The 20,339-nt window shown below is 64.2% G+C and carries 20 protein-coding genes and 2 pseudogenes; 12 read left to right on the top strand and 10 right to left on the bottom strand.

What is annotated here, in order from left to right; genetic code table 11:
* Positions 1-57: 57 nt before the first annotated feature.
* Positions 58-657 carry a recombination mediator RecR gene (gene recR, locus ACLLJI_RS01725; RefSeq protein ID WP_434617204.1) on the top strand — a complete coding sequence of 200 codons (600 nt, stop codon included), beginning with the start codon at positions 58-60 and terminating at the stop codon, positions 655-657.
* A gap of 37 nt (positions 658-694) precedes the next feature.
* Here recR and ACLLJI_RS01720 read toward each other — a convergent pair.
* A pseudogene (locus ACLLJI_RS01720) lies at positions 695-2,066 on the bottom strand (ATP-binding protein).
* 203 nt (positions 2,067-2,269) lie between these two features.
* On the opposite strand from ACLLJI_RS01720, the gene ACLLJI_RS01715 reads away from it, so the two are divergent.
* Positions 2,270-3,556, top strand: coding sequence for an aspartate kinase (locus tag ACLLJI_RS01715; protein WP_434617201.1), 1,287 nt, complete (start codon positions 2,270-2,272; stop codon positions 3,554-3,556).
* Between the two features lie 161 nt (positions 3,557-3,717).
* Here the strand turns inward: ACLLJI_RS01715 and ACLLJI_RS01710 are convergent, their stop codons facing one another.
* Together ACLLJI_RS01710 and ACLLJI_RS01705 are read right to left on the bottom strand one after the other, a co-directional pair.
* Positions 3,718-3,900 carry a hypothetical protein gene (locus tag ACLLJI_RS01710; protein WP_434621069.1) on the bottom strand — a complete coding sequence of 61 codons (183 nt, stop codon included), beginning with the start codon at positions 3,898-3,900 and terminating at the stop codon, positions 3,718-3,720.
* A gap of 141 nt (positions 3,901-4,041) precedes the next feature.
* Positions 4,042-4,266 (bottom strand): hypothetical protein, encoded by a 225-nt coding sequence (locus ACLLJI_RS01705; RefSeq protein WP_434617197.1) that lies wholly within the window; start codon positions 4,264-4,266, stop codon positions 4,042-4,044.
* A 106-nt stretch (positions 4,267-4,372) separates the two neighbouring features.
* On the opposite strand from ACLLJI_RS01705, the gene ACLLJI_RS01700 reads away from it, so the two are divergent.
* Both ACLLJI_RS01700 and ACLLJI_RS01695 read left to right on the top strand, forming a co-directional pair.
* The gene (locus ACLLJI_RS01700) at positions 4,373-4,813 is read left to right on the top strand and encodes a MarR family winged helix-turn-helix transcriptional regulator (RefSeq protein WP_434617195.1); all 441 of its coding nucleotides are present in this window, start codon (positions 4,373-4,375) and stop codon (positions 4,811-4,813) included.
* Positions 4,814-4,908: 95 nt separating this feature from the next.
* Positions 4,909-5,829, top strand: a complete 921-nt coding sequence (locus ACLLJI_RS01695; RefSeq protein WP_434617192.1) for a 3-methyladenine DNA glycosylase — start codon at positions 4,909-4,911, stop codon at positions 5,827-5,829.
* A gap of 129 nt (positions 5,830-5,958) precedes the next feature.
* Here ACLLJI_RS01695 and ACLLJI_RS01690 read toward each other — a convergent pair whose 3' ends face one another.
* Positions 5,959-8,688: a sialidase family protein gene (locus ACLLJI_RS01690; RefSeq protein ID WP_434617189.1), complete on the bottom strand. Its 2,730-nt coding sequence runs from the start codon at positions 8,686-8,688 to the stop codon at positions 5,959-5,961.
* A gap of 98 nt (positions 8,689-8,786) precedes the next feature.
* The gene (locus tag ACLLJI_RS01685; protein WP_434617185.1) at positions 8,787-9,083 is read right to left on the bottom strand and encodes a DUF503 domain-containing protein; all 297 of its coding nucleotides are present in this window, start codon (positions 9,081-9,083) and stop codon (positions 8,787-8,789) included.
* A gap of 208 nt (positions 9,084-9,291) precedes the next feature.
* On the opposite strand from ACLLJI_RS01685, the gene purS reads away from it, so the two are divergent.
* Genes purS through purL form a run of 3 tightly spaced genes read left to right on the top strand, consistent with a single transcriptional unit; the run spans position 9,292 to position 12,667 of the window.
* Positions 9,292-9,543 (top strand): phosphoribosylformylglycinamidine synthase subunit PurS, encoded by a 252-nt coding sequence (gene purS, locus ACLLJI_RS01680; protein ID WP_434617182.1) that lies wholly within the window; start codon positions 9,292-9,294, stop codon positions 9,541-9,543.
* 2 nt (positions 9,544-9,545) lie between these two features.
* Positions 9,546-10,349 (top strand): phosphoribosylformylglycinamidine synthase subunit PurQ, encoded by an 804-nt coding sequence (gene purQ, locus ACLLJI_RS01675; RefSeq protein WP_434617179.1) that lies wholly within the window; start codon positions 9,546-9,548, stop codon positions 10,347-10,349.
* Positions 10,346-12,667 (top strand): phosphoribosylformylglycinamidine synthase subunit PurL, encoded by a 2,322-nt coding sequence (purL, locus tag ACLLJI_RS01670; protein ID WP_434617177.1) that lies wholly within the window; start codon positions 10,346-10,348, stop codon positions 12,665-12,667. The genes purQ and purL overlap by 4 nt, the downstream gene beginning before the upstream one ends.
* 186 nt (positions 12,668-12,853) lie before the next feature.
* Here the strand turns inward: purL and ACLLJI_RS01665 are convergent, their stop codons facing one another.
* From ACLLJI_RS01665 to ACLLJI_RS01645, 5 genes are all read right to left on the bottom strand, one after another.
* Positions 12,854-13,540, bottom strand: coding sequence for a DUF1990 family protein (locus ACLLJI_RS01665; protein WP_434617174.1), 687 nt, complete (start codon positions 13,538-13,540; stop codon positions 12,854-12,856).
* Positions 13,537-13,950, bottom strand: a complete 414-nt coding sequence (locus tag ACLLJI_RS01660) for an MmcQ/YjbR family DNA-binding protein (RefSeq protein WP_434617171.1) — start codon at positions 13,948-13,950, stop codon at positions 13,537-13,539. Before ACLLJI_RS01660 ends, ACLLJI_RS01665 begins: the two co-directional genes overlap by 4 nt.
* A gap of 85 nt (positions 13,951-14,035) precedes the next feature.
* The gene (locus ACLLJI_RS01655) at positions 14,036-14,962 is read right to left on the bottom strand and encodes a polysaccharide deacetylase family protein (RefSeq protein ID WP_434617167.1); all 927 of its coding nucleotides are present in this window, start codon (positions 14,960-14,962) and stop codon (positions 14,036-14,038) included.
* 242 nt (positions 14,963-15,204) lie between these two features.
* Entirely contained in the window at positions 15,205-15,627 is a 423-nt protein-coding gene (locus tag ACLLJI_RS01650; RefSeq protein WP_434617164.1) for a CoA-binding protein, read from the bottom strand.
* 143 nt (positions 15,628-15,770) lie between these two features.
* On the bottom strand, positions 15,771-16,268 hold the full coding sequence (locus ACLLJI_RS01645; protein WP_434617160.1) for a DinB family protein: 498 nt from the start codon (positions 16,266-16,268) through the stop codon (positions 15,771-15,773).
* Positions 16,269-16,383: 115 nt separating this feature from the next.
* Between ACLLJI_RS01645 and ACLLJI_RS01640 the strand changes: the two are divergent.
* The 5 genes and pseudogenes from ACLLJI_RS01640 to ACLLJI_RS01620 form a co-directional block, all read left to right on the top strand.
* A pseudogene (locus ACLLJI_RS01640) lies at positions 16,384-16,820 on the top strand (AMP-binding protein); the annotation flags it as partial.
* A gap of 128 nt (positions 16,821-16,948) precedes the next feature.
* Entirely contained in the window at positions 16,949-17,119 is a 171-nt protein-coding gene (locus ACLLJI_RS01635; protein WP_434621786.1) for a hypothetical protein, read from the top strand.
* Positions 17,120-17,281: 162 nt separating this feature from the next.
* Positions 17,282-18,445 (top strand): dimethylsulfone monooxygenase SfnG, encoded by a 1,164-nt coding sequence (gene sfnG / locus ACLLJI_RS01630; protein ID WP_434617157.1) that lies wholly within the window; start codon positions 17,282-17,284, stop codon positions 18,443-18,445.
* Positions 18,442-19,785 carry an O-acetylhomoserine aminocarboxypropyltransferase/cysteine synthase family protein gene (locus ACLLJI_RS01625; protein ID WP_434617154.1) on the top strand — a complete coding sequence of 448 codons (1,344 nt, stop codon included), beginning with the start codon at positions 18,442-18,444 and terminating at the stop codon, positions 19,783-19,785. The genes sfnG and ACLLJI_RS01625 overlap by 4 nt, the downstream gene beginning before the upstream one ends.
* Positions 19,782-20,318, top strand: coding sequence for a CoA-binding protein (locus ACLLJI_RS01620; protein WP_434617151.1), 537 nt, complete (start codon positions 19,782-19,784; stop codon positions 20,316-20,318). The genes ACLLJI_RS01625 and ACLLJI_RS01620 overlap by 4 nt, the downstream gene beginning before the upstream one ends.
* Positions 20,319-20,339 lie beyond the last annotated feature (21 nt).

Raw genomic sequence — 20,339 nt, 5'->3', positions numbered from 1 at the left:
CAGTGAAACTAACAGCAGTGCAGCTAACAGCAGTGACAACGACAGAACGAGGCAACGGTGTACGAGGGAGCAGTTCAGGAGCTCATTGATGAGCTGGGACGCCTGCCCGGGATTGGGCCGAAGTCCGCGCAACGGCTCGCCTTCCATATCCTCGAAGCCGATCAGGACGACATCAAGCGGCTCGTGACGGCTCTCGTGACGGTGAAGGAACGAGTGAAGTTCTGCTCCATCTGCGGCAACGTCACGGAGCAGGACACGTGCAATATCTGCCGTGATTCGAGGCGGGATCCTACAGTGATCTGCGTTGTCGAGGAGTCCAAGGATGTGGTCGCGGTCGAGCGCACTCGTTCCTTCAGGGGCCGTTACCACGTGCTCGGCGGCGCCATCAATCCGATTGCCGGAATCGGGCCGGAGCAGCTGCGCATTCGCGAGCTGCTGACGCGGCTCAACGACAATCAGATCGAAGAAGTCATTATCGCCACGGACCCCAATCTGGAAGGCGAGGCGACCGCAACATATCTGGCCCGGATGCTCAAATCCATCGGTATTCGCATTACCCGGCTGGCGTCCGGGCTCCCGGTCGGTGGCGACCTCGAGTACGCGGACGAGGTCACGCTCGGCCGGGCTTTCGAGGGCCGTCGCAGCGCCATCGGCTGAGGGAAACAACAAGTTAGGCGGTTCGCGTCTCCACAGCCTAGAGCCGGCTGATCCGTTCGATATCCTCTCGGAATTCCTGAGCCACCTCGGCCGAGACGGTCGCACGGGTTTGCTGCAATGGCTTCCAGATATTCCGCAGTCGACGGTCCCGCCTTGGCGCTAACCTGAGTCCCGTCGTCGTCAGTGGCTTCTGCCGCGCCATCAGCGCCGTCCGAGACGCCCGCGCCATGAGCTGCACCAGCGGCACCGCTTGGTTGTCCGTAGACCGCCCGTTCCAGCGCCCGCTGCGATGCCTTCCGGGCAGCAAACTCGATGTCTGCCGGGGAAAAGCCGTCGGTCCCGCCGACGAGCAGGTCCAAATCAACGTCGTCAGCCACGTCCTGGGGGACGTATCGCTGCCAGATGGCGTACCGGGCGGCTTCGTCGGGCAGTCCGATCGGAATGACGTAGTCGAAGCGGCCGTGGCGCAGGAACGCCGAGTCGAGGGCGCGGATGAAGTTGGTCGCGCAGACCAGCAGCCGCCCGGGCTGGTCCCGGAACGCTGGGATGATTTTGAGCAGTTCGTTCGTGACTCCCTGCAGCGGCGACGGTGGCTCCCCCTGACGCTGGGCCGCGATCTCCTCGACTTCGTCGATGAAGACGACGGCATGCTCCAGTTCGGAGATCTCGAGGAATGTTTCCCTCAACGCCCCGGCCAGACCCTTCGGATCCGAGGCCAGCCGGGATGGGAAGACCTCCACAAACGGCCACTCCAAGCGGGAGGCGATCGCTTTTGCAAATGTAGTTTTCCCCGTTCCGGGAGGGCCGAATAACACCACCGCCCGGGGTGGCACGACGCCGTACTGATCTGCGAGATCCGGAGAAGCCAGCGGCAGCACCAGCCGGCGCTCCAGCAGTTCCTTCTCCTTCTGCATGCCGCCGACGGCGTTCCACAAGTGCCGCGGCAACAACCGGCCGCCCAGCTCACTCAGCAGTCCCATTTCCTGGCGCTGCACCGGAATTTCCCGCTCAAAGTAGCGAAGATGCTTCTTATCCTGGAAACCGGCATGCAGCAGCGCATCCACCCGGCCTTCGGTTTCCGGCATCAGCGTCGACAGCTTCGTCAACCCCCGCGGCGCCATGCGGCTTTCGATGGCCGCCACCAGTCCGCTGCCGATCCCCTGGTCTCTGGAATCGTCGTCGATCGCAAAGAAAACTATCCAACCCTGATCATGGGCGGCCCGCGCAACCGCGGCGCCGACCACTACTTCGCCCTGAACGGCGATCACGGCATGGTCCTTTTCACAGGAGGCAAGGACCTCCGACAGCGCGTAGACAGGCTCGACGCCGGCCGTCCGCGACCGCTCCCACAGACGCAGTACGGCATCCATGTCGGACGAATGAAAATCCCTGACGCGCCAAGCTGGCATGCTGCTTTCCTCCCGGTAAAACGCTTCCGTGAACCGAGAACAGCATGGCATAGACCGTCGCCGTGTCTTACTGCCGCCACAAATTCAGTTCATCGAAGTATGAGCGATAAACTAGACCCACCCGCCTGACGCGCCGCAGATGTCGCATGGCCTCTAAGAATCAACCAGGAGATTGTCAGTGGTTAGCCGATGAGTAGGCACGCATGAGCTTAATTGTTCAGAAATATGGTGGATCCTCTGTGGCCGACGCCGCCGGGATCAAGAGGGTTGCCCGGCGCGTGGTGGAGACTCAGCGCGCCGGCAACGAGGTCGTCGTCGTCGTCTCCGCGATGGGCGACACCACCGACGAACTTTTGGACTTGGCGTCCCAGGTCGCCGGACGCCCCCCGGCCCGCGAGCTGGACATGCTGATGACCGCCGGCGAGCGCATCTCAATGGCGCTGCTGGCCATGGCGATCCATGACCATGGCGGCGTGGCGCAGTCCTTTACGGGCAGCCAGGCTGGCATGATCACGGATGGTATCCATGGCAAGGCCCGGATCATCGACGTCGATCCGCACCGGGTGCGCACGGCTCTGGACAAAGGCAATGTCGCGATTGTGGCCGGTTTTCAAGGAATGAGCCGGCAGACACACGAAATCACCACCATGGGACGCGGCGGTTCCGACACGACAGCGGTTGCCTTGGCGGCGGCGTTGGATGCGGATGTCTGCGAAATTTATACGGATGTCGACGGCGTTTACACAGCGGACCCGCGGGTGGTTGCCAGCGCCAGAAAAATCGACAGAATCTCCAGCGAGGAAATGCTGGAAATGGCAGCCTCCGGAGCGAAGATTCTGCACCTGCGGTGCGTTGAATATGCCCGCCGTTTCGGCCTGCCGATCCATGTGCGATCCTCGTTCAGCGACCATGAGGGGACCTGGGTCCTGCCCAGCCCCGACGACAAAATCAAGTTCTCAGAGGGAGTTGCCTTGGAGCAGCCAATCATCTCCGGCGTCGCGCACGACCGGTCCGAAGGCAAAGTCACGGTTGTCGGCGTCCCGGACATTCCGGGCAAGGCGGCGGAAATCTTCGGGATCATTGCCGGCGCACATTCCAATATCGACATGATTGTGCAGAACATTTCCACAAGGGGAACGGGGCGGACGGACATTTCCTTCACCCTCCCGATGGTGGAAGGCGCCGAGGCACTTGATGCCCTGCGTGCCGCCCAGGAGTCGGTCGGCTTTGATTCTCTGATTTACGACGACGAGATCGGCAAGCTGTCGCTGATCGGCGCGGGCATGCGGTCCAACCCGGGCGTTTCCTACCGGTTCTTCAAGGCGCTGTCCGACGCTGGCGTCAACATTGACTTGATTTCCACATCGGAGATCCGCATTTCCGTGGTTACCCGGGCGGATCTGCTGGACACGGCCGTCCGTGCTGTGCACCAAGCCTTTGACCTCGACGGCGACGATGAAGTGACCGTGTACGGCGGCACCGGCCGCTGACTCGGTCGGCGGATTGCGCCCCTCGAACAAGGTGGGCAGGTTAAGCCCCGCCTACCGGATGGGCGGCTTTCGATCTGACAACAAGGCGGGCGGCTTACGCCGTCCGCCTTGCCGCCCCGCCATTTTTGCCCTGCCTTTACGCTGGGACGAACTTCGCCGTGCTACCCTTCGTGCGGCTTGCGCACCGCATAATGATGGCCTTCGGAGTCTGTCTCAACCTCGAACTGGGCCAGATCATCTTCGGAGGCCTTCTCGAATTGATCATGCCGATGAACCACCGGCGTATCACTATCCAGATGATCCGCCGGTCCGAAAACGCGCTGCAGATGATCGGTGAACCGCATAAAACGGCCAACGAATGGCTGCTTCTCTGCCACGGCCAACACCCCCCTTCTAAATACGCCCGAGTGATGCTCCTATGCGCCAATTTTACGCTTCATGGCCGGAAATGGAACCGCGCGCGTTGACGGACCCGTCCAGCCGGATCAGCGTAGTGACTGACCGTTCCCATCCCTGGGAACCAAATAGGTGCTGCCGTCGGGGCGCCGCGCGGTTTCCCACTGCAGGGCGTCGACTTGCTGCTGTGCCAGGAGCCGTTTATTGTCCTCGGTCATCTCGTGATCGAGCGAGCTGCTGTTGGCGGGGCCAAAAATTGCCCGGAGTTTGCCCGTTGTCCTCATGAACTTCGCTACGAAGCTATCGTCCTGCATGTCGTCCCTCATCCCTGCAACGGCCATTCCTGATCAATAGTGGGCTGACTATTAGTGCACTAATGAAACAGCAGCCGGTCCGCTCACGGATCTGGGTAGGAGCGCCATGGAGTCAAGCGTGGACAGCCTGTTGCTCGAAAGGCAGCTCTGCTTCGCGCTCAGCGTGGCCTCGCGAAGTGTGGTGAGTGCCTACAAACCGGTGCTGGCACCGCTCGGACTGACGCATCCGCAGTATCTGGTGATGCTCGCCCTGTGGGAACGGAACCCGCGGACGGTCAAAGACATCAGCGCCGCTTTGCTGCTGGAGCCAGCCACATTGTCACCGCTGCTGAAGCGGCTGGAATCCGCCGGATTCATCAGCCGCAGCCGTTCCCGTGACGATGAACGCGCCTTGGCCATCGAGTTGACGGACGTTGGGCGGGCGCTGCGGGCGAAGGCCCTTACGGTACCGGGGACCATGGCGGAGAAACTGGGGCTGAGCGCGACGGACATCGAAGCGCTGCACGTGACAATGACCAGACCGATTGCCGCGACGCAGGGCCGGTAAATCCGGACCCGCACGAGCGGCACCCGGGGCCGGTTAATTCGGACCGCACGGGCCGGACACCGCAGGACGCATTGGGCTGGGACAATGGGAGGGTGATGACCTGCGACCAGCTTCCCCCGCTTGTGCTGGATCCGTCCCGGTGGCTGCCGCGGCAGGAGGCCCACGAGCTTCGCGTGGCGCAGTATGCGGATCCGTATCTGAAACGGCGGTCGGCTGGGCTCAAACATCCGGTTGAGGACTTTCTGTTCACCTACTACTCGCACAAACCAGGCCAGCTCAGGCGCTGGCATCCCGGTGCCGGCGTCATATTAACAGGGCAGGAGGCCATGTGCCGGTTGGACTGGAAGCACTACCGCCAGGCCAACGACGAAGAATGCCGGGCCGCGGGGTTGCCCCTAGGCCGCTTGGGCATCACCTTCGACGGCGAAGCCTTCCGGGCCGACCGGCGCGAAGCCATCGACTTCGCCCGGATTATTTTGGCCCGCACCGCCACACGCCCGGCCCAGTTCGGATGCTTCGGTCTGCACGAATGGGCGATGGTTTACCGGCAGGAGGCCAACCAGGTAAGGCACGAATACCTTACCTTGCGGCTGGGTTCCGCCGGCACGGATGAGGTTGTGGAGGGAAGCCGGATCCGTTGTTCCCATTTTGACGCTTACCGTTTTTACACTCCGCAGGCCGTACCGCTGAATGAGCTGTCTCCAACACGGGCGAACCAGCGCGACCTCGAGCAGCCGGGCTGCCTGCACGCGAACATGGATCTCTACAAGTGGGCCTACAAACTTGTGCCGGGGCTCTCCAGCGAGCTGCTCATGGACTGCTTCGAATTATCGTGGCAGATCCGCGCCATGGACATGAAGGCCTCGCCCTATGACCTTTCCGACTGGGGCTACCCGCCGATCGCCATCGAAACCCCGGCGGGAAAATCTGAGTACGTCGCCCAGCAGCGGCATTTCAGCACCCGCTCCGCGCAGCTGCGGACAAGGCTGCTGGACGCGCTCGCGCCGCTGCTTTAGGCTCGCGCCCCTGCCTTGGCCCGCGCCGCTGCCTTAGGCCGCGCCGTTGCCTTAAGCTGCCGCGAGGGCCGTCGTCGGGGTTATGCCGACGGCGGCCCTCGCTGCCCGTGTGCCGGGCGCTAACTGCGTCTATTTGCTGCCGGAAGGCGTCACCTGCAGGGCTCCGAAGGAGAGCTGACGTCCTGCCGAATCCAGCACGACAAGGTCGTCCATGCCGTTCTTGGCATCGGCCGGCAGCACAAACTCGAAGCTGTTCTGCTGGTTCGGAAAGTACCAGCCGATCGGCGTGCTGCGCTTGTTCAGGTAGACGTAGTACCACTGGCCGAACTCAGCGTTGTGCACCGTCACCGTCTGACCCGTATGGTATTTGTCCGTCCCCAGTCCCAGATCAACCGGCGGAGCTCCCTCCAGCTTCTGCACGGACAACGCGGGGCTGAAGTCGGGCTTCGCGGGCTGCACCTTCAGGTCGGTCGGCTGTCCCGTCAGCTGCAGTGCCGCCGGCTTGGCCCCATTCCCGGCAGTCACGGCGATCGAAACTCCGGCTACGTGCCCGGCGGCAATGTCCGCAGCCGTCAACGTGTAGCTGCTCGCGGCGGTGGCGGATTCTCCGACCCCAAGAGCGGACTGGGAGAAGCTGATTCCACCGGCGGCCAGGTTGCTCAGGGCCACGTTGCCGGTGTTGGACGCCGTGTAGCTGTAGTTGATGGTGTCCCCGGCTACGGCGTAGGGCCAGCCCGGCGTCCCCGCTGTCCATTGGGCGCTGACGGTGCCGGACAGCGCCGGGTTACGGACCAGCAGGTCTACTTCGTCTCCGGTGACGGCGAAGGTATGGTCCACCGAGTTGTTGTCCACGCCGGTGACCCAGCTTGACGTCGGCACGAAGTAACCCTGGGCGGCTTCGGCCGCCGTCACCGTGTGCTTGGGGGTTGAGCACAGGTAGGAGGCGCCCACGGCGAGGGCACCGAAACGGCAGTTTCCGGCGCCGTCGGCCGGAATAAACGGAAAGAAGTTCCCGGAAATCGGCCGAACTGATTCCGTGATGTTCCCGGCGCTGTAAACCTTGAATTGGTAGGGGACGGCATCGCCTGTCCCGTAGGGGCTCGTTGCCAGGTCACGCCCGGCGTCATTGCGCTGACCGTATACGTAGGCTCCCGTGACGTTGGCGGTGGCACCGCCGGTGATGGTCACGATCGCCGCCGTCTGGATTTTGCCGGTTCCGGTGTCGAGCACGCCGGTCAGCGTCCGGTTACCGGCTTTCAGGTACGACGGCGACGTCACCGGCAGCTGGATCGTCACCGTCGTACCGCCCGGGACAGCGGGAACCTGGACCGGCTCGGATGCCCAGTCCACGGCGTCCAGCAGCGATAACGTACTGGCTTGGAGCGGCTGGGAATCCTTGTTTGTCACCGTGAAATTAAGCTCCGTGGTCCCGCCGTTCGGCACCGAAGCGGGAGCTGCCGTGACGCTGGCGCACAGCGGGGCAAGCCACGCCTCGTCGAATTTGCCGAACGTGATGGTGTTGTTGTCGCCCTCATACAACACGCCGAAGGTCCCGTCACTCAGGGCTGTGATGGTGGAATACGACATGGCACCGGACTTGAACTGGCGTGCGCTGCTCCAGCTGGCGCCATCGTCACAGGAATACCGGACGGTGCCGTTGCTGCGGCTGGATGTACTGGCGGCGTTGGAAAACAACAGCTTCTTCGCATCCGCCGAGCCCGAGGCAGCCCCGGGGTACATCCGCGTAAGGCCCGCGTTGTTGGTCGGGTCAATCAGCGACGCGTTATTGGTGACCGCACCGTAGGTGACGCCGCCGTCGGTCGAGATAGCCGTTTTGCGCCCGTGTCCGCCGGCATTGTCCCGCGAGTTCAGCATGACGTTACCGTTGGAGAGCTCGACTGACTTGTTTTCGTCCATCGCGGTTCCGGTTGGCGCGCCCATCTGCCAGGTCCTGCCATGGTCGTCGGAATAGACACTGTAGGCCTGGATGGTGCTGCTGCCGCTGGGCTGGATAATTTTTCCGGCAAACTGCTGGATTAGCCGTCCCGCGTGGGCCCCGTATTTAAGTTGGATGCCCTCGCCCGAGCTGGCGAACATGCTGACAACGCCACCGACGTTATTGACGCCGGCTACAGTCGTGCCGTTGGGCTTGACCACGTTCGTAATCAACGGTCCGGCGAAGTCAGCGTATTTGGAGCCCGCTAAATAGCTCGACGGCGTCGGCAGGGCAGGCTGATTGGCCGGGTCCGTTGACCAGCTCAAACCGCCATCGGTCGAGACCGAGACCTCGCTGCTGATCACGTTCAGATTTGCATCATCGTTGCCGATAACACTGCCGCCGAAACCTTGATTCTTGGAGTACACGTGGAAGTTAAAGACGGCGCCGGTCGTCTTGTCCACCACATAGCTAGGGTCGCTGAAGCCGTACCGCTGCGACCCGCCGGAACTTGCCTGTCCGCGGGCGATGTAGGTCGGAGCGCCCCAGGTCACACCGTTATCGGTGCTGCGCCGCTGCACGATCGAGTTGGCGGACGGGGCGTCAGCGCCGTCGGGCCGTCCGTCGTAGGCGGCGAGCAGAACGCCGTTTCCCAGATCGGCCATCCCGACAATGCGGTAATACCGGCCCAAGACCGGATCGATGGCATTGTCGCCGTTGCTGGCCAGCACCTGCTCGGTGTAGCTGCCCGGTGGAGATGTCGGTGTCGTGCCGTTCGCCGGAAAGGGGTCCAGTGCCGCGCTGGCCGGGACGGCCACGGAAGCCAGCACGGCCGCAGCAGCAATGCCGGCCGCAGCCGCCTTCCCGGCCCACCGCCATCGGCCTGTTCTTCTCAGGGGTGTGGCACTGAATGGTTGCTTCATCGGGATACCTCTCGTGGCGTGGCGGCTGGACGTATTACATAGAACGTCCTACAACCATATTGTGGCGGTGCTCACTTTTCAAGAAGTCGGGAAATGTTTCAGTCATCGGCGCCGTTGGCGAGCCGCCGCCGCGCGCTGAGAAGCTCCATTTCCGGATGTGCGGCGACAAGCCGCTCCGCGGCATCGAGCACCTCCACCAGGTGTGCCCGGTCTCCGGTCACCATGGCAATGCCGATCTGTGCCCGGCGCAGCAGGTCCTGGCAGCCGGTCTCAGCTGCCGAAAGCTCGAAGCGGCGTCGCAGCTCGTTGACAAGCGGACGCAGCACGGAGCGTTTTTGCTTGAGCGAATACGTCTCGCCGAGCAGAATGTCGAACTCAATCCAGCCGATCCACATGAGTGCATCCTGCCGCGGAGGGCCGGTCATGGCAAGGAACCGATGATGTCCGTACGACGACGGCGGTCCAGTTCAGTCATCCGCGCACCTCCCGGTAGAATGGACAGGCAAGCTCGCGGAGCGCTATCTTCACCGGCGGGGAGACCCGGCACCACAGCGTGAGACGGCACCTTCCGCGGCCACCTCTTTAACATCAGGAGTTCGACGGATGCCCAGGATCGTTGTCGATGTCATGCCCAAACCCGAGATCCTCGACCCGCAGGGGAAGGCCATCGTCGGGGCGCTTCCCCGGCTGGGCTTCACCGGTTTTAGTTCCGTGCGGCAGGGCAAGCGCTTTGAACTGACCGTCGACGGTGAGGTGACGCCTGAGATTCTGCAGCAGGCCCGCGAAGCGGCCGAGAGGATGCTCTCCAACCCGGTCATCGAAGACGTGGTCAACGTCGAAGTTGTGGCGGACTGACCATGACCGAAACTCCTCTCATTGGCTCTGCCTTGCTTGACACGGCCTTGGCCGAGGCTGCCGTATCCCCTCTTGCCGGGGCCAGGATCGGCGTCGTCACTTTTCCCGGTTCTCTCGATGACCGCGACGCTGCCCGCGCCGTGCGCATTGCCGGCGGGACCGCCGTCGAACTCTGGCACGCTGACACCGGCCCGGACGCCTTGCGCGGCGTGGACGCCGTGATCATCCCGGGAGGCTTCTCCTACGGTGACTACCTGCGGGCCGGCGCGATCTCGCGCTTTGCACCGTTGATGCAGGAGATCGCCCGGGCCGCGGACTCGGACAAGGCGGCAAGCCTGCTTCCGGTGCTGGGCATCTGCAATGGCTTCCAGATCCTCACCGAGTCGCATCTGCTCCCCGGCTCCATGCTCAAGAACGATCATCTGAAGTTCATCTGCCGCGACCAGACGCTCCGGGTGGAGAACAACACCACGTGGTGGACGTCCGAATATGCGGCCGGCCAGGAGATCACCGTCCCGCTGAAGAACCAGGACGGCCAGTACATCGCGGACGAAAAGACGTTGGATGCGCTCGAAGCGGAGGGCCGGGTGGTGTTCCGTTACGTCGGCATGAACCCGAATGGTTCGCGCCGCGACATAGCCGGCATCAGCAATGCCGCCGGAAACGTCGTCGGACTGATGCCGCACCCGGAGCACGCGGTTGAGGCCGGTTACGGCCCGGAATCCGCCGGCGGCCGCAGCACCGGCACGGATGGTCTGGGTTTTTTCACCTCGGTGCTTAATAAGCTTGTTGGAGGCACAAAATGAGCGGGGAGCGCCAAACCGTGGAGACCAGGAAGTTCAACATTGACTCGGTGGAACACGCGGCCGGCACGCCGGACACGCCGCTCCCGTGGGCCGAGCTGGGCCTGAAGGAAAACGAATACAACGAGGTCGTGAAGATTCTGGGCCGCCGTCCCACCGCGGCGGAGCTGGCCATGTACTCGGTGATGTGGAGTGAGCACTGCTCCTACAAGTCCTCCAAAAACCACCTGCGCCAGTTTGGCGACAAGGTCACCGATGAGATGAAGGAACATCTCCTGGTGGGCATCGGTGAGAACGCCGGCGTGGTGGACATCGGCGACGGCTGGGCGGTGACCTTTAAGGTCGAATCGCACAACCATCCCTCTTTCGTGGAGCCCTACCAGGGTGCGGCAACAGGCGTGGGCGGCATTGTCCGCGACATTATTTCCATGGGCGCGCGCCCGGTTGCGGTGATGGATCCGCTGCGTTTCGGCGCCATCGACCACCCGGATACGGCCCGCCTGGTGCACGGCATCGTCTCCGGTATCGGCGGATACGGTAACTGCCTTGGCCTGCCGAACATCGGCGGCGAGGTGGTTTTTGACGCCGTGTATCAGGGTAACCCGCTGGTGAATGCGCTGGCCGTGGGTGTGATGCGGCACGAGGACATCCGGCTGGCTAATGCCTCCGGAGTCGGCAACAAGGTGGTGCTCTTCGGCGCCCGCACCGGTGGAGACGGCATCGGCGGCGCATCGGTGCTGGCCAGCGAATCCTTCGATTCCAGCAAACCGTCCAAGCGCCCCGCGGTGCAGGTGGGCGATCCGTTTGCGGAGAAGGTGCTCATTGAATGCTGTCTGGAACTGTTCAAGGCTTCCGTGGTGGAAGGCATCCAGGACCTCGGGGCTGCCGGCATTTCCTGCGCCACGTCGGAACTGGCCTCCAACGGCGACGGCGGCATGCACGTCGAGCTGACGAAGGTGCTGCTCCGCGACCCGAGCCTGACGCCGGGTGAAATCCTGATGTCCGAGTCGCAGGAACGCATGATGGCAGTGGTCACGCCGGAGAACGTCGCGGCATTTGAAGCGATCATGGACAAGTGGGCCGTGGAACACTCCTGGCTGGGCGAGGTCACGGACACCGGCCGGCTCATCATCGACTGGGACGGCGAGACGATCGTGGACGTGGATCCTCGCACGGTGGCCCACGAGGGCCCCGTGTATGACCGCCCATATCACCGCCCGCAATGGCTCGACGGCGTCCAGGCGGATTCGTTTACCGCCTCCCCTGCCGCTGCCCGACGGCCGGCCGACGGCGCCGCCCTGGCAGCCGCCGTCGTCGAACTCATGGCGTCCCCGAACATGTGTTCAAAGGACTGGGTCACCGACCAGTACGACCGCTATGTGCAGGGCAACACGGCCCTGGCGATGCCCGACGACGCCGGCGTGGTCCGCGTTGACGAGTCAACCGGGCTGGGGGTGTCCATTTCCACGGACGCCAACGGCCGCTACTCGTACCTGAACCCGTATGAGGGCGCGCGGTTGGCGCTGGCGGAGTCCTACCGCAATGTCGCCACGTCCGGCGCCCGTCCGCTCGCGGTCACGGACTGCCTGAACTTCGGCTCGCCGGAGGACCCCGAGGTCATGTGGCAGTTCGCCGAGTCCGTCCGCGGCCTTTCCGACGGGTGCAGGGAGCTCGGCGTTCCGGTTACCGGCGGCAACGTGTCGCTGTACAACCAGACCGGCGGCATTGCGATCCACCCGACTCCCGTGGTCGGCGTGCTTGGCGTGTTCGACGACGTCGCCCGCCGCACGCCGTCGGGCTGGGTTGAGGACGGCCAGGCAATCTACCTGCTGGGCACCACGGCGGACGAGTTGGACGGTTCCGAGTGGGCCAACCTGCGCGGTCACCTGGGCGGTCAGCCGCCCAAAGCCGATCTGTCGCTCGAGCGCCAGCTCGGCGAGATCCTGATCAACGCTTCCCGCGACGGCATGGTCGATTCCGCCCATGACCTGTCCGAGGGCGGTCTCGCGGCGGTGCTGGTGGAGTCCTCGCTGCGTTTCAATGTGGGCGCACGCGTAGGTCTGGATGAGGTCTGCCAACGCGACGGCGTGGATGCTTTTACCCTGCTGTTCTCCGAATCCCAGGCGCGCGCCGTCGTCGCCGTACCGCGGTCGGAGGAAATCCGATTCACTGACATGTGCACCGCACGCGCCTTCCCGGCCATCCGGATCGGCATTGTGGACGCGCAGTCCGGTTCACTTGAGGTGCAGGGGCAGTTTGAACTGTCCCTGCACGAGCTCCGGGAAGCCCATGAGGGAACGCTCCCGCGCTACTTCGACTAACCTGCCATCGACTGTGCGGCAGGTGTCCCTTTCCGGCCGGGATCGTACACCTGCAGCACAGTGGATGATGGACGGTAGGGCGTCCAATGAGGTAGGACGACAGCGTGACGCCCTTTGCGCCGTCGGCTCGATTTACGTGACTACCCTTGCGCCGTGGGTCCGGTTTATCCGGTTCTGCGGTTGTTTCTAGCCCCGGGGCAGCGCGGAGGCGATGTGCCGGGCCGCCTGCAGATATCGCCGGGTGACCAGCCGCTGGGAAACGGCCGCGACAGGAGCGGCAAGACGGAAAATCAGATCCGCTGGCCTGCTGAACGCAAGCACATCAAACCGGACACTCCCGTCCTCGTCGAGCCGCACGACGAAGGCCTCCTCCCCGCTCGCCGGGTGACCCGGCAGAGTCCCGTAGCCGAAGCCGGCCAGCTGCGGCCGGAAGTTCCTGCCGTCTTCCGATTCGACGGCGGTCGGCTCCTGCGCCCAAACGACTTCGCACGGAACCGGCAACCTCAAGTCTCCGATACCGAAGCCGCTGATCACCCTTGCCCCGGGGACGGCCCGCTCGGGGCCCCGCAGCGTGAGCCCCGCACCAAGCTGAATGTCCCAGCCCAGGACTGCCTCCGCCAGCCGCAGGTATACTGCCGCTCCGTACCCGACGGTGATGCTCTTCTCCACCCGTGTATATCCTGCCGGCCAGCGGGATTCCCTGATTCTCTGCTCGGCGGCGTCCACCGGGTGCTGCGCCACCGGGTCCTGCGCCACCGGGTCCTCCTGCGCCACCGGGTCCTGCGCCGGGTCCCGCGAGCCCTGCCCTAACGCGAGGAGGCGCGTCAGCCCGCGCTGGGGATAGGTCAGTTCTCCCTGCCCTGGATGCCTCATTCGGCTGTTCCGGATTCAATGATCCGGCGCCAGCCGAGGGCCTCTCGCTGGGCCTTCGTCAGCGTTGCCACCACCAGATCGTAGGAGTCCTCAATCATGTCCGCAATCATCGTGTCTTCCAGTCCCGCATCGCAGATAACACCATTCCAGTGGTTCTTATTGAGGTGGTAGGCTCCCGTGATTTCCGGGTGCGCGGCCCGCAGCTGCCGCGCCAGTTCAGGCTCGCACTTCAGGCTCACGGAGAGCGGAGCGGCGCTCAGATTACTCAACGCAAAGATCTTGGATTCGTGCCGGAAACTTCCACTGACAGGCGCCCGTACCTTGAACACAGACGATTCCGGCCCGAACGGGAAGTCCTCCAGGGTCCCGGGCAGAGCCAAGCAAAGCCGCCGGAGCTGTTGTCTATCCACAGCTGGAGCCTATACCGGCGGCCTGCGGTCCGGAACCTCGTGCACCGCCGTCGGCGCGGTCTTTAGCCGTGCCCCAGGCATGCACTCAGCCGGTCTGCAGATAATCCTCGAGCAGGACCACTTTGAGCCCGGCCGCCTTTTGCGCCGTCAGGAAGGCCTGCATGTCCGCGGCAAACTCGGGCCGGAAGTGCATCAGTACTATCTCCCCGGGCCGCAGCGCGCTGCCGTACTGATAATCCATGCCGCCGGCATTGGCCTTAGCTTCCCAGTCGATGATGGCTTTCATCCCACAGTCCGCGGCCGCCTTGCGGGTGACATTGGTGTAGGGACCGCCGGGCGGTCGGAAGAAGACCGGGCGGCGGCCGTAATTCGCCGCTGCGAAGTCGGCCATCTGGCAGATCTCCGCCTTCTGCTGCTCATAGGACAAGTGGATGAAGTTCAGCTGGTGGCTGACCGTGTGGTCCTCAACAAGACTGCCGTCCGCCACAAAGTCCTTGAAGAAGCCCGGGTTGTCATTGACGAACGTCCGGGACAGGAACAGCGACGCCTTGATCCCATTGGCCTTCAGGATCTGGAGTTCCGCCGGCGTCTTGGTGGCGCCATCGTCGATGGTCAGAAAAACCACCTTCTGCTCGGTCGGGACCTTGGTCAGCACCGGCACCATGCCGTCGGTGACCGGTGGAAGAATGTAGTCCGGGACCAAGGGCGGCTCCGCAGCTGCCGGGGACGACGACGGCGTGACAGAGGCCGCGCTTGTCTCCGGTGCCGCCGTGGGAACGGCAGCGGACGCGGTTGGTGTCGACTGCGCTGTTGCAGCATCCGCCGCCATCGTTGTTGGCACGGGAGCCGTCGCGGAGGCGATTACCGTAGCAGACCGGCCGTCCGGCGACGTCGGCCCCGCATCGCCGGCACCCCAAACGCCCGTCAGGACCAGAACGGAGAGCACGAGAAGGGTGAGCGCGATCCCTATCCAGCGGGCCGGGTGCCGGAGGAAGCCGAGATGACGGGCCACTGCTTTCCTTGCTGCGAGACGACAATACAAATTGCACATGAATGGACTGCGGAGACATGGACTGCACACTTGCAGACCTGGATTGCCTGGCCGCCACGGGATAGGCCCCGGTCGCTGCCCGCAGGACGTGCAGAATACATCCTACCCGTAGGCGGGCCTGCGGGTCCGGGCCGGCGGTTCCGGGCCAGCGGGCCGGGCCGAAAGTCTCAACATGGCAGGACGTGCACTGTGGGGATCCGAGGTCAGCGGCCCAGCCCTAACCGTGGCGCCTCGACGGCCGGACAGCGGTCCATCACGATGTTGAGGCCGGCCGCGGCAGCTCGCTCCGCCGCGCCGTGATCAATAACGCCAAGCTGCAGCCACACCGCCCCGGCACCAATGGCAATGGCTTGGTCCACCACCGCGCCGACCCGCTGCGAATTGACGAAGCAATCCACCACATCGACGTGCCCTGGCACGTCGGCGAGCAACTTGTAGCCGGTGGCGCCGTGCACATCCTCGCCCTTCAGGGACACCGGAATGATGTCCATCCCGAGCTGCTGCTGCAGGAATCCGGACACGCCGAGGGCCGCGCGTCGCGGGTTGTTGGAGAGGCCGACGACGGCCCACCTGGCCGGGGTGCTCAGCAACGTGGCAATGACGTGCTGATCATTGACTTTCACCATAGCCCGAGCCTACTCGCGTCCCGGTGACGCCGAGCGTGCAATCCCGCCTGGGCGCAACTGCTGGGTGCAACTGCTGGGCGGAAGCGCTTGGGCGGTGTGTGACTGTTACGCGCGCTGTCCGCAGCACGAGCGGACGCCACGCGCTACTCACTGATTAGCTGCTCGCGCAGGATGTCTGCGTGCCCGCAGTGCTGAGCGAGCTCGCGCAGCATGTGAAGATACACCCAGCGCAGCGGGAGCGGCCCGCGCCGGTTGCCGTGGACCATGTCGTCCAGCCCCAAGGATGATGACGCGCGGCGTGATGACTCGCATGCCTCGCGGTGTGCCCGTTGAATGGTGGCAATGGTGTCGTCGTCATCGAGGATGAACGACTCATCTGGCGTCGCGGGGATGCCGATCTCGACGCGCGACCGGCACGTAACGGCTTCGTCGAACCAGACCTTCTCGACGAAGGTCGCGTGCTTCACCAAACCCAGCAGCGTCGTACGGGAGGGCACCAACGATTGGCGCACCTGCTCCTCGGTCATCCCATTCAGACAGCCATTGAGCGCATTTCGGTGCTCGTCGAGGAACACCTCGAACTGGGCCCGTGCTGGCTGATCGATGACGTCCTCGGCGAACGTCGCGGGGAGGGAAGACATGTAACTAGCATCCCAAGACCGTCGCCCAGCGGCAACTAGTGGTCCCGACAAGCCCAGGTGGCAGCGACGTCCATCCGCTGACGGGCCGCCCCGACCAACGCACCACCGCGCTGACGGTATCGGCAGGGGCGACCGGGTGGTTATTTACCTACACGTGATCGTGGAAACCATCGTCATCACCTTGGCCTGCACCCGGATCGGTGCGGTGCATTCCCTGGTTTTCGGAGGCTTCTCCGCAGCGGCGCTGAGATTCCGGGTCGAGGACACCGGCGCTAAACTCCTGGTCACCACGGACGGCCAGTTCCGGCGGGGCCAGGCCGTGCCGGTGAAGGCCAACGTGGATTCCGCGGTGGCTGGTGACAATGCGATTGAGCATGTGCCGGTGGTAGCCGGACCACCCCCGCGGACCGGCTGGACACCGTCGAGTGGACCGAGGGCCGAGACATCTGGTGGCATGATGCCGTCGGGGCAGCGCCCGACGTCCATGTTCCGGAGGCCTTTGAACCCGGATCCGGTGCAACGGGACAAGGACGTGCACTGGTGCACCGCTCGCTGATGGGCTGGTTCCCGGACGGCGTCCCGGCGCAGTCCAATCTATTCCCCGATCCGGCTGGACCGGCCACGCTGCCGCCGCCGTCGTCGTTGTTCCGGGTGTTCCCAAGACCCGCTCCGGCAAAATCATGCGACGGTTGCTCACCCAACTCTTCGAGGAGACAGCCCTGGGCGACACCACGTCCCTGCAGAATGAATCCGCCATCGCCGGAATCCGGCTGGCACTGGCCCACAGGCCAAACGCAACGCGGCGCAACAATCTTGGCCCGCCGCCATCGGACAAGGATAGTGGAAGGTGACCATCCCGAGCGGCTGAGAGATCTGGCTCATTGATGCCGCAGCAACCCTGGCCTGTGCTACCCGCGCCCGGGCAGAGGACGAGGGCCCCAGGATGAGCTTGCGAATCCATGGAGTCCGAAGCCGCGAGGGTGCTACCGCCAGGACCGATGGAAGGACCTATCGTGACTGCAATTGACCTGTCGACTCCTCTTAAATTCGCCTATTGGGTCCCTAACGTCTCCGGCGGCCTGGTGGTCTCCACCGTCGAGCAGCGCACCGGCTGGGATTTCGACTACAACAAGAAACTGGCCCGGATCGCGGAGAATGCCGGCTTCGAATACGCGCTAACCCAAGCCCGTTACGCCGCGTCCTACGGCGCCGATAAACAGCATGAAGCAACCAGCTTCTCGCTGGCGCTGCTCGGAGCCACCGAGCGGCTCAAGGTCATAGCGGCGGTCCATCCGGGCATGTGGCAGCCCGGTGTGCTGGCAAAATTCATCATCACGGCCGACCATCTCTCCAACGGCCGGGCGGCAGTCAATATCGTCTCCGGTTGGCTTAAGGACGAGTTCGTGAACTTCGGCCTGCCGTGGCTTGAACACGACGAGCGCTACGTCCGGACGGAGGAATTCATCCGTATTCTCCGCGGCCTGTGGACCGAGAAGGAGTTCGCGCAAGCCGGAAAGTACTACGACATCAACAACGTCACCCTCAGTCCCGCTCCGCTGGACATCCCCGGCCGGGCACACCCGGAGATCTTCTTCGGCGGTAACTCCACCGCTGCGCAGGCCACTGCCGGGCGGGTCGCCGACTGGTATTTCTCCAACGGCAAGGACCTGGCGGGGTTCACGGAAAACATCGCCGGGGTGCGGGCCGCGGCCGTCCCGGCCGGACGCACCCCGCGCTTCGGGCTGAACGGATTTGTAATTGCCCGGGATACCGAAAAGGAAGCCAAAGAAACCCTCCGGGAGATCGTGGCCAAGGCCCACCGGCCCGCCGTCGAGGGTTTCAAGGCCTCCGTTCAGGAAGCTGGGGCGGCCACCGCCGACGGCAAGGGCATGTGGGCGGATTCGAGCTACGAGGATCTGATCCAGTACAACGACGGCTTTAAAACAGGTCTGATCGGGACGCCGGAGCAGATTGCCGAACGCATCGTTGAATACAAGAAAATCGGCGTGAACCTGCTGCTGACCTGCTACCTGCACTTCCAGGAGGAAGTGCAGTCGTTCGGCCGCGACGTCATGCCGATCGTCCGCTCTCTGGAAGCCGAGCTGGCGGCCAGGAACGGCGTCGAATTCAAGGCAGCGGATGCCTCGCCGACCGCGGAAAGGGCGCTGATCCGATGAGCGAGCGGAAATTCGGGTTCCGAACGCGTGCCCTGCACGCCGGCGGGACACCGGACGCCACGCACGGCGCCCGTGCCGTGCCCATCTATCAGACCACCTCCTTCGTCTTTAAGGACACCGACGACGCCGCAAACCTCTTTGCGCTGCAGAAATACGGCAATATTTACTCCCGCATCGGCAACCCGACGGTGGCAGCCTTCGAGGAGCGGATAGCGTCCCTCGAAGGTGGCATCGGCGCCGTGGCCACGTCCTCCGGGATGGCGGCCGAATTCATCACCTTCGCCGCGCTGACCGGGTCGGGTGACCACATAGTCGCGTCGTCCCAGCTGTACGGTGGCACCATCACCGCGCTGGACGTGACACTGCGCCGCTTCGGCGTGGACACCACCTTTGTCCCGGGGACCGACGCCGCGGACTACGCCGCCGCCGTCCGGCCTAACACGAAGGCCGTCTACACCGAGATTGTCGCCAATCCCTCCGGTGAGGTGGCCGACCTTGCGGGGCTGGCCAAGGTGGCGCACGACGCCGGCATTCCGCTGATCGTCGATGCCACGCTGAGCACTCCGTACCTGATCCGGCCCTTCGAGCACGGCGCGGACATCGTGATCCATTCGGCCACCAAGTTCCTCGGCGGCCACGGCACCACCCTTGGCGGCGTCGTCATCGAAAGCGGGCGGTTCAACTGGGGCAACGGCAACTTCCCGCAGATGACCGAACCGGTGGAGTCCTACGGCAATGTGTCCTGGTGGGGGAACTTCGGCGAGTACGGGTTCCTGACCAAACTGCGCTCCGAGCAGTTGCGCGACATCGGGCCCGCACTCTCCCCGCAGTCGGCATTCCAGTTGCTGCAGGGGGTGGAGACTTTGCCGCAGCGCATGGACGAGCATCTGGCCAACGCCCGGAAAGTGGCAGCATGGCTGGAGGCGGACGGGCGGGTGAGCTACGTCAGTTACGCCGGTCTGCCGTCGCACCCGCACTACGAAAGGGCCCGCAAATACCTGCCGCAGGGCGCCGGCTCCGTCTTCTCGTTCGGTGTTAAGGGCGGCCGGGAAGCCGGGAAGCGCTTCATTGAGGCGCTGCAGCTGGCCAGCCACCTGGCCAACGTCGGCGACTCACGCACGCTCGTCATCCATCCGGGCTCGACGACGCACCAGCAGCTTTCGGCCGAAAAGCTGGCTGCCGCCGGGGTACCAGAGGACCTGGTCCGGATCTCCGTGGGGCTCGAAGACCTGGAGGACATTCTGTGGGATCTGGACCAGGCGCTGGCCGCGTCGCGCACCGCTCCGCCGGACGAGGTGGCCGGGCCTGTCCAGACCGCAACGATCGGAGCACACCCATGAGCCGTCCCCCGTCGGTCCCGGCCACCGACCGCCCGAGCACCGAAGAAAACGCCTGGACCTGGGCAGGACCGTCGGCGCCGGAGCGGTTGACTATTCTGCGCAACACCACCTCCATTGCCATTGTCGGGGCCTCGGACAAGCCCTCCCGGGCCTCCTATTTCGTGGCCAGCTACCTGCAGTCCTCCAGCCGGTACAAGGTCTACTTCGTCAACCCGGTGGTCAAGGAGATCCTCGGCCAGCCGGCCTATGCTTCGCTGGCCGACCTCCCCGAGAGCCCGGATCTGGTGGATGTCTTCCGCCGGCACGACGATCTGCCCGCCGTGCTGGAGGAAGTTGCCGCAGTAGGGGCCCGGACGCTGTGGCTGCAACTGGGGTCCTGGCACGAGGAAGTGGCCCGAAATGCCGCGGCGGCCGGGCTGCAGGTAGTGATGGACCGCTGCATCAAGATCGAGCACGCCCGTTTCCATGGCGGACTCGGGCTGGCCGGCTTCGACACCGGAGTCATCTCCGCGAAACGGCAGCTCACCGCCTGACCAGCTCACCGCCTGACCAAC

The sequence above is a fragment of the Arthrobacter sp. A5 genome (genome assembly GCF_051131705.1).
Lineage (GTDB): Bacteria > Actinomycetota > Actinomycetes > Actinomycetales > Micrococcaceae > Arthrobacter_M.
Note: the sequence above shows the minus strand (reverse complement) of the source record. Positions and strands in the feature narration are given on the sequence as shown.

Coding starts and splice junctions, on each gene's coding strand:
- ACLLJI_RS01715 (WP_434617201.1), top strand. CDS start 2,270: ATGAGCTTAATTGTTCAGAAATATGGTGGATCCTCTGTGGCCGACGCC.
- ACLLJI_RS01710 (WP_434621069.1), bottom strand. CDS start 3,900: ATGCGGTTCACCGATCATCTGCAGCGCGTTTTCGGACCGGCGGATCAT.
- ACLLJI_RS01705 (WP_434617197.1), bottom strand. CDS start 4,266: ATGCAGGACGATAGCTTCGTAGCGAAGTTCATGAGGACAACGGGCAAA.
- ACLLJI_RS01700 (WP_434617195.1), top strand. CDS start 4,373: ATGGAGTCAAGCGTGGACAGCCTGTTGCTCGAAAGGCAGCTCTGCTTC.
- ACLLJI_RS01695 (WP_434617192.1), top strand. CDS start 4,909: ATGACCTGCGACCAGCTTCCCCCGCTTGTGCTGGATCCGTCCCGGTGG.
- ACLLJI_RS01690 (WP_434617189.1), bottom strand. CDS start 8,688: ATGAAGCAACCATTCAGTGCCACACCCCTGAGAAGAACAGGCCGATGG.
- ACLLJI_RS01685 (WP_434617185.1), bottom strand. CDS start 9,083: ATGTGGATCGGCTGGATTGAGTTCGACATTCTGCTCGGCGAGACGTAT.
- purS (WP_434617182.1), top strand. CDS start 9,292: ATGCCCAGGATCGTTGTCGATGTCATGCCCAAACCCGAGATCCTCGAC.
- purQ (WP_434617179.1), top strand. CDS start 9,546: ATGACCGAAACTCCTCTCATTGGCTCTGCCTTGCTTGACACGGCCTTG.
- purL (WP_434617177.1), top strand. CDS start 10,346: ATGAGCGGGGAGCGCCAAACCGTGGAGACCAGGAAGTTCAACATTGAC.
- ACLLJI_RS01665 (WP_434617174.1), bottom strand. CDS start 13,540: ATGAGGCATCCAGGGCAGGGAGAACTGACCTATCCCCAGCGCGGGCTG.
- ACLLJI_RS01650 (WP_434617164.1), bottom strand. CDS start 15,627: ATGGTGAAAGTCAATGATCAGCACGTCATTGCCACGTTGCTGAGCACC.
- ACLLJI_RS01645 (WP_434617160.1), bottom strand. CDS start 16,268: ATGTCTTCCCTCCCCGCGACGTTCGCCGAGGACGTCATCGATCAGCCA.
- ACLLJI_RS01635 (WP_434621786.1), top strand. CDS start 16,949: ATGCGACGGTTGCTCACCCAACTCTTCGAGGAGACAGCCCTGGGCGAC.
- ACLLJI_RS01625 (WP_434617154.1), top strand. CDS start 18,442: ATGAGCGAGCGGAAATTCGGGTTCCGAACGCGTGCCCTGCACGCCGGC.
- ACLLJI_RS01620 (WP_434617151.1), top strand. CDS start 19,782: ATGAGCCGTCCCCCGTCGGTCCCGGCCACCGACCGCCCGAGCACCGAA.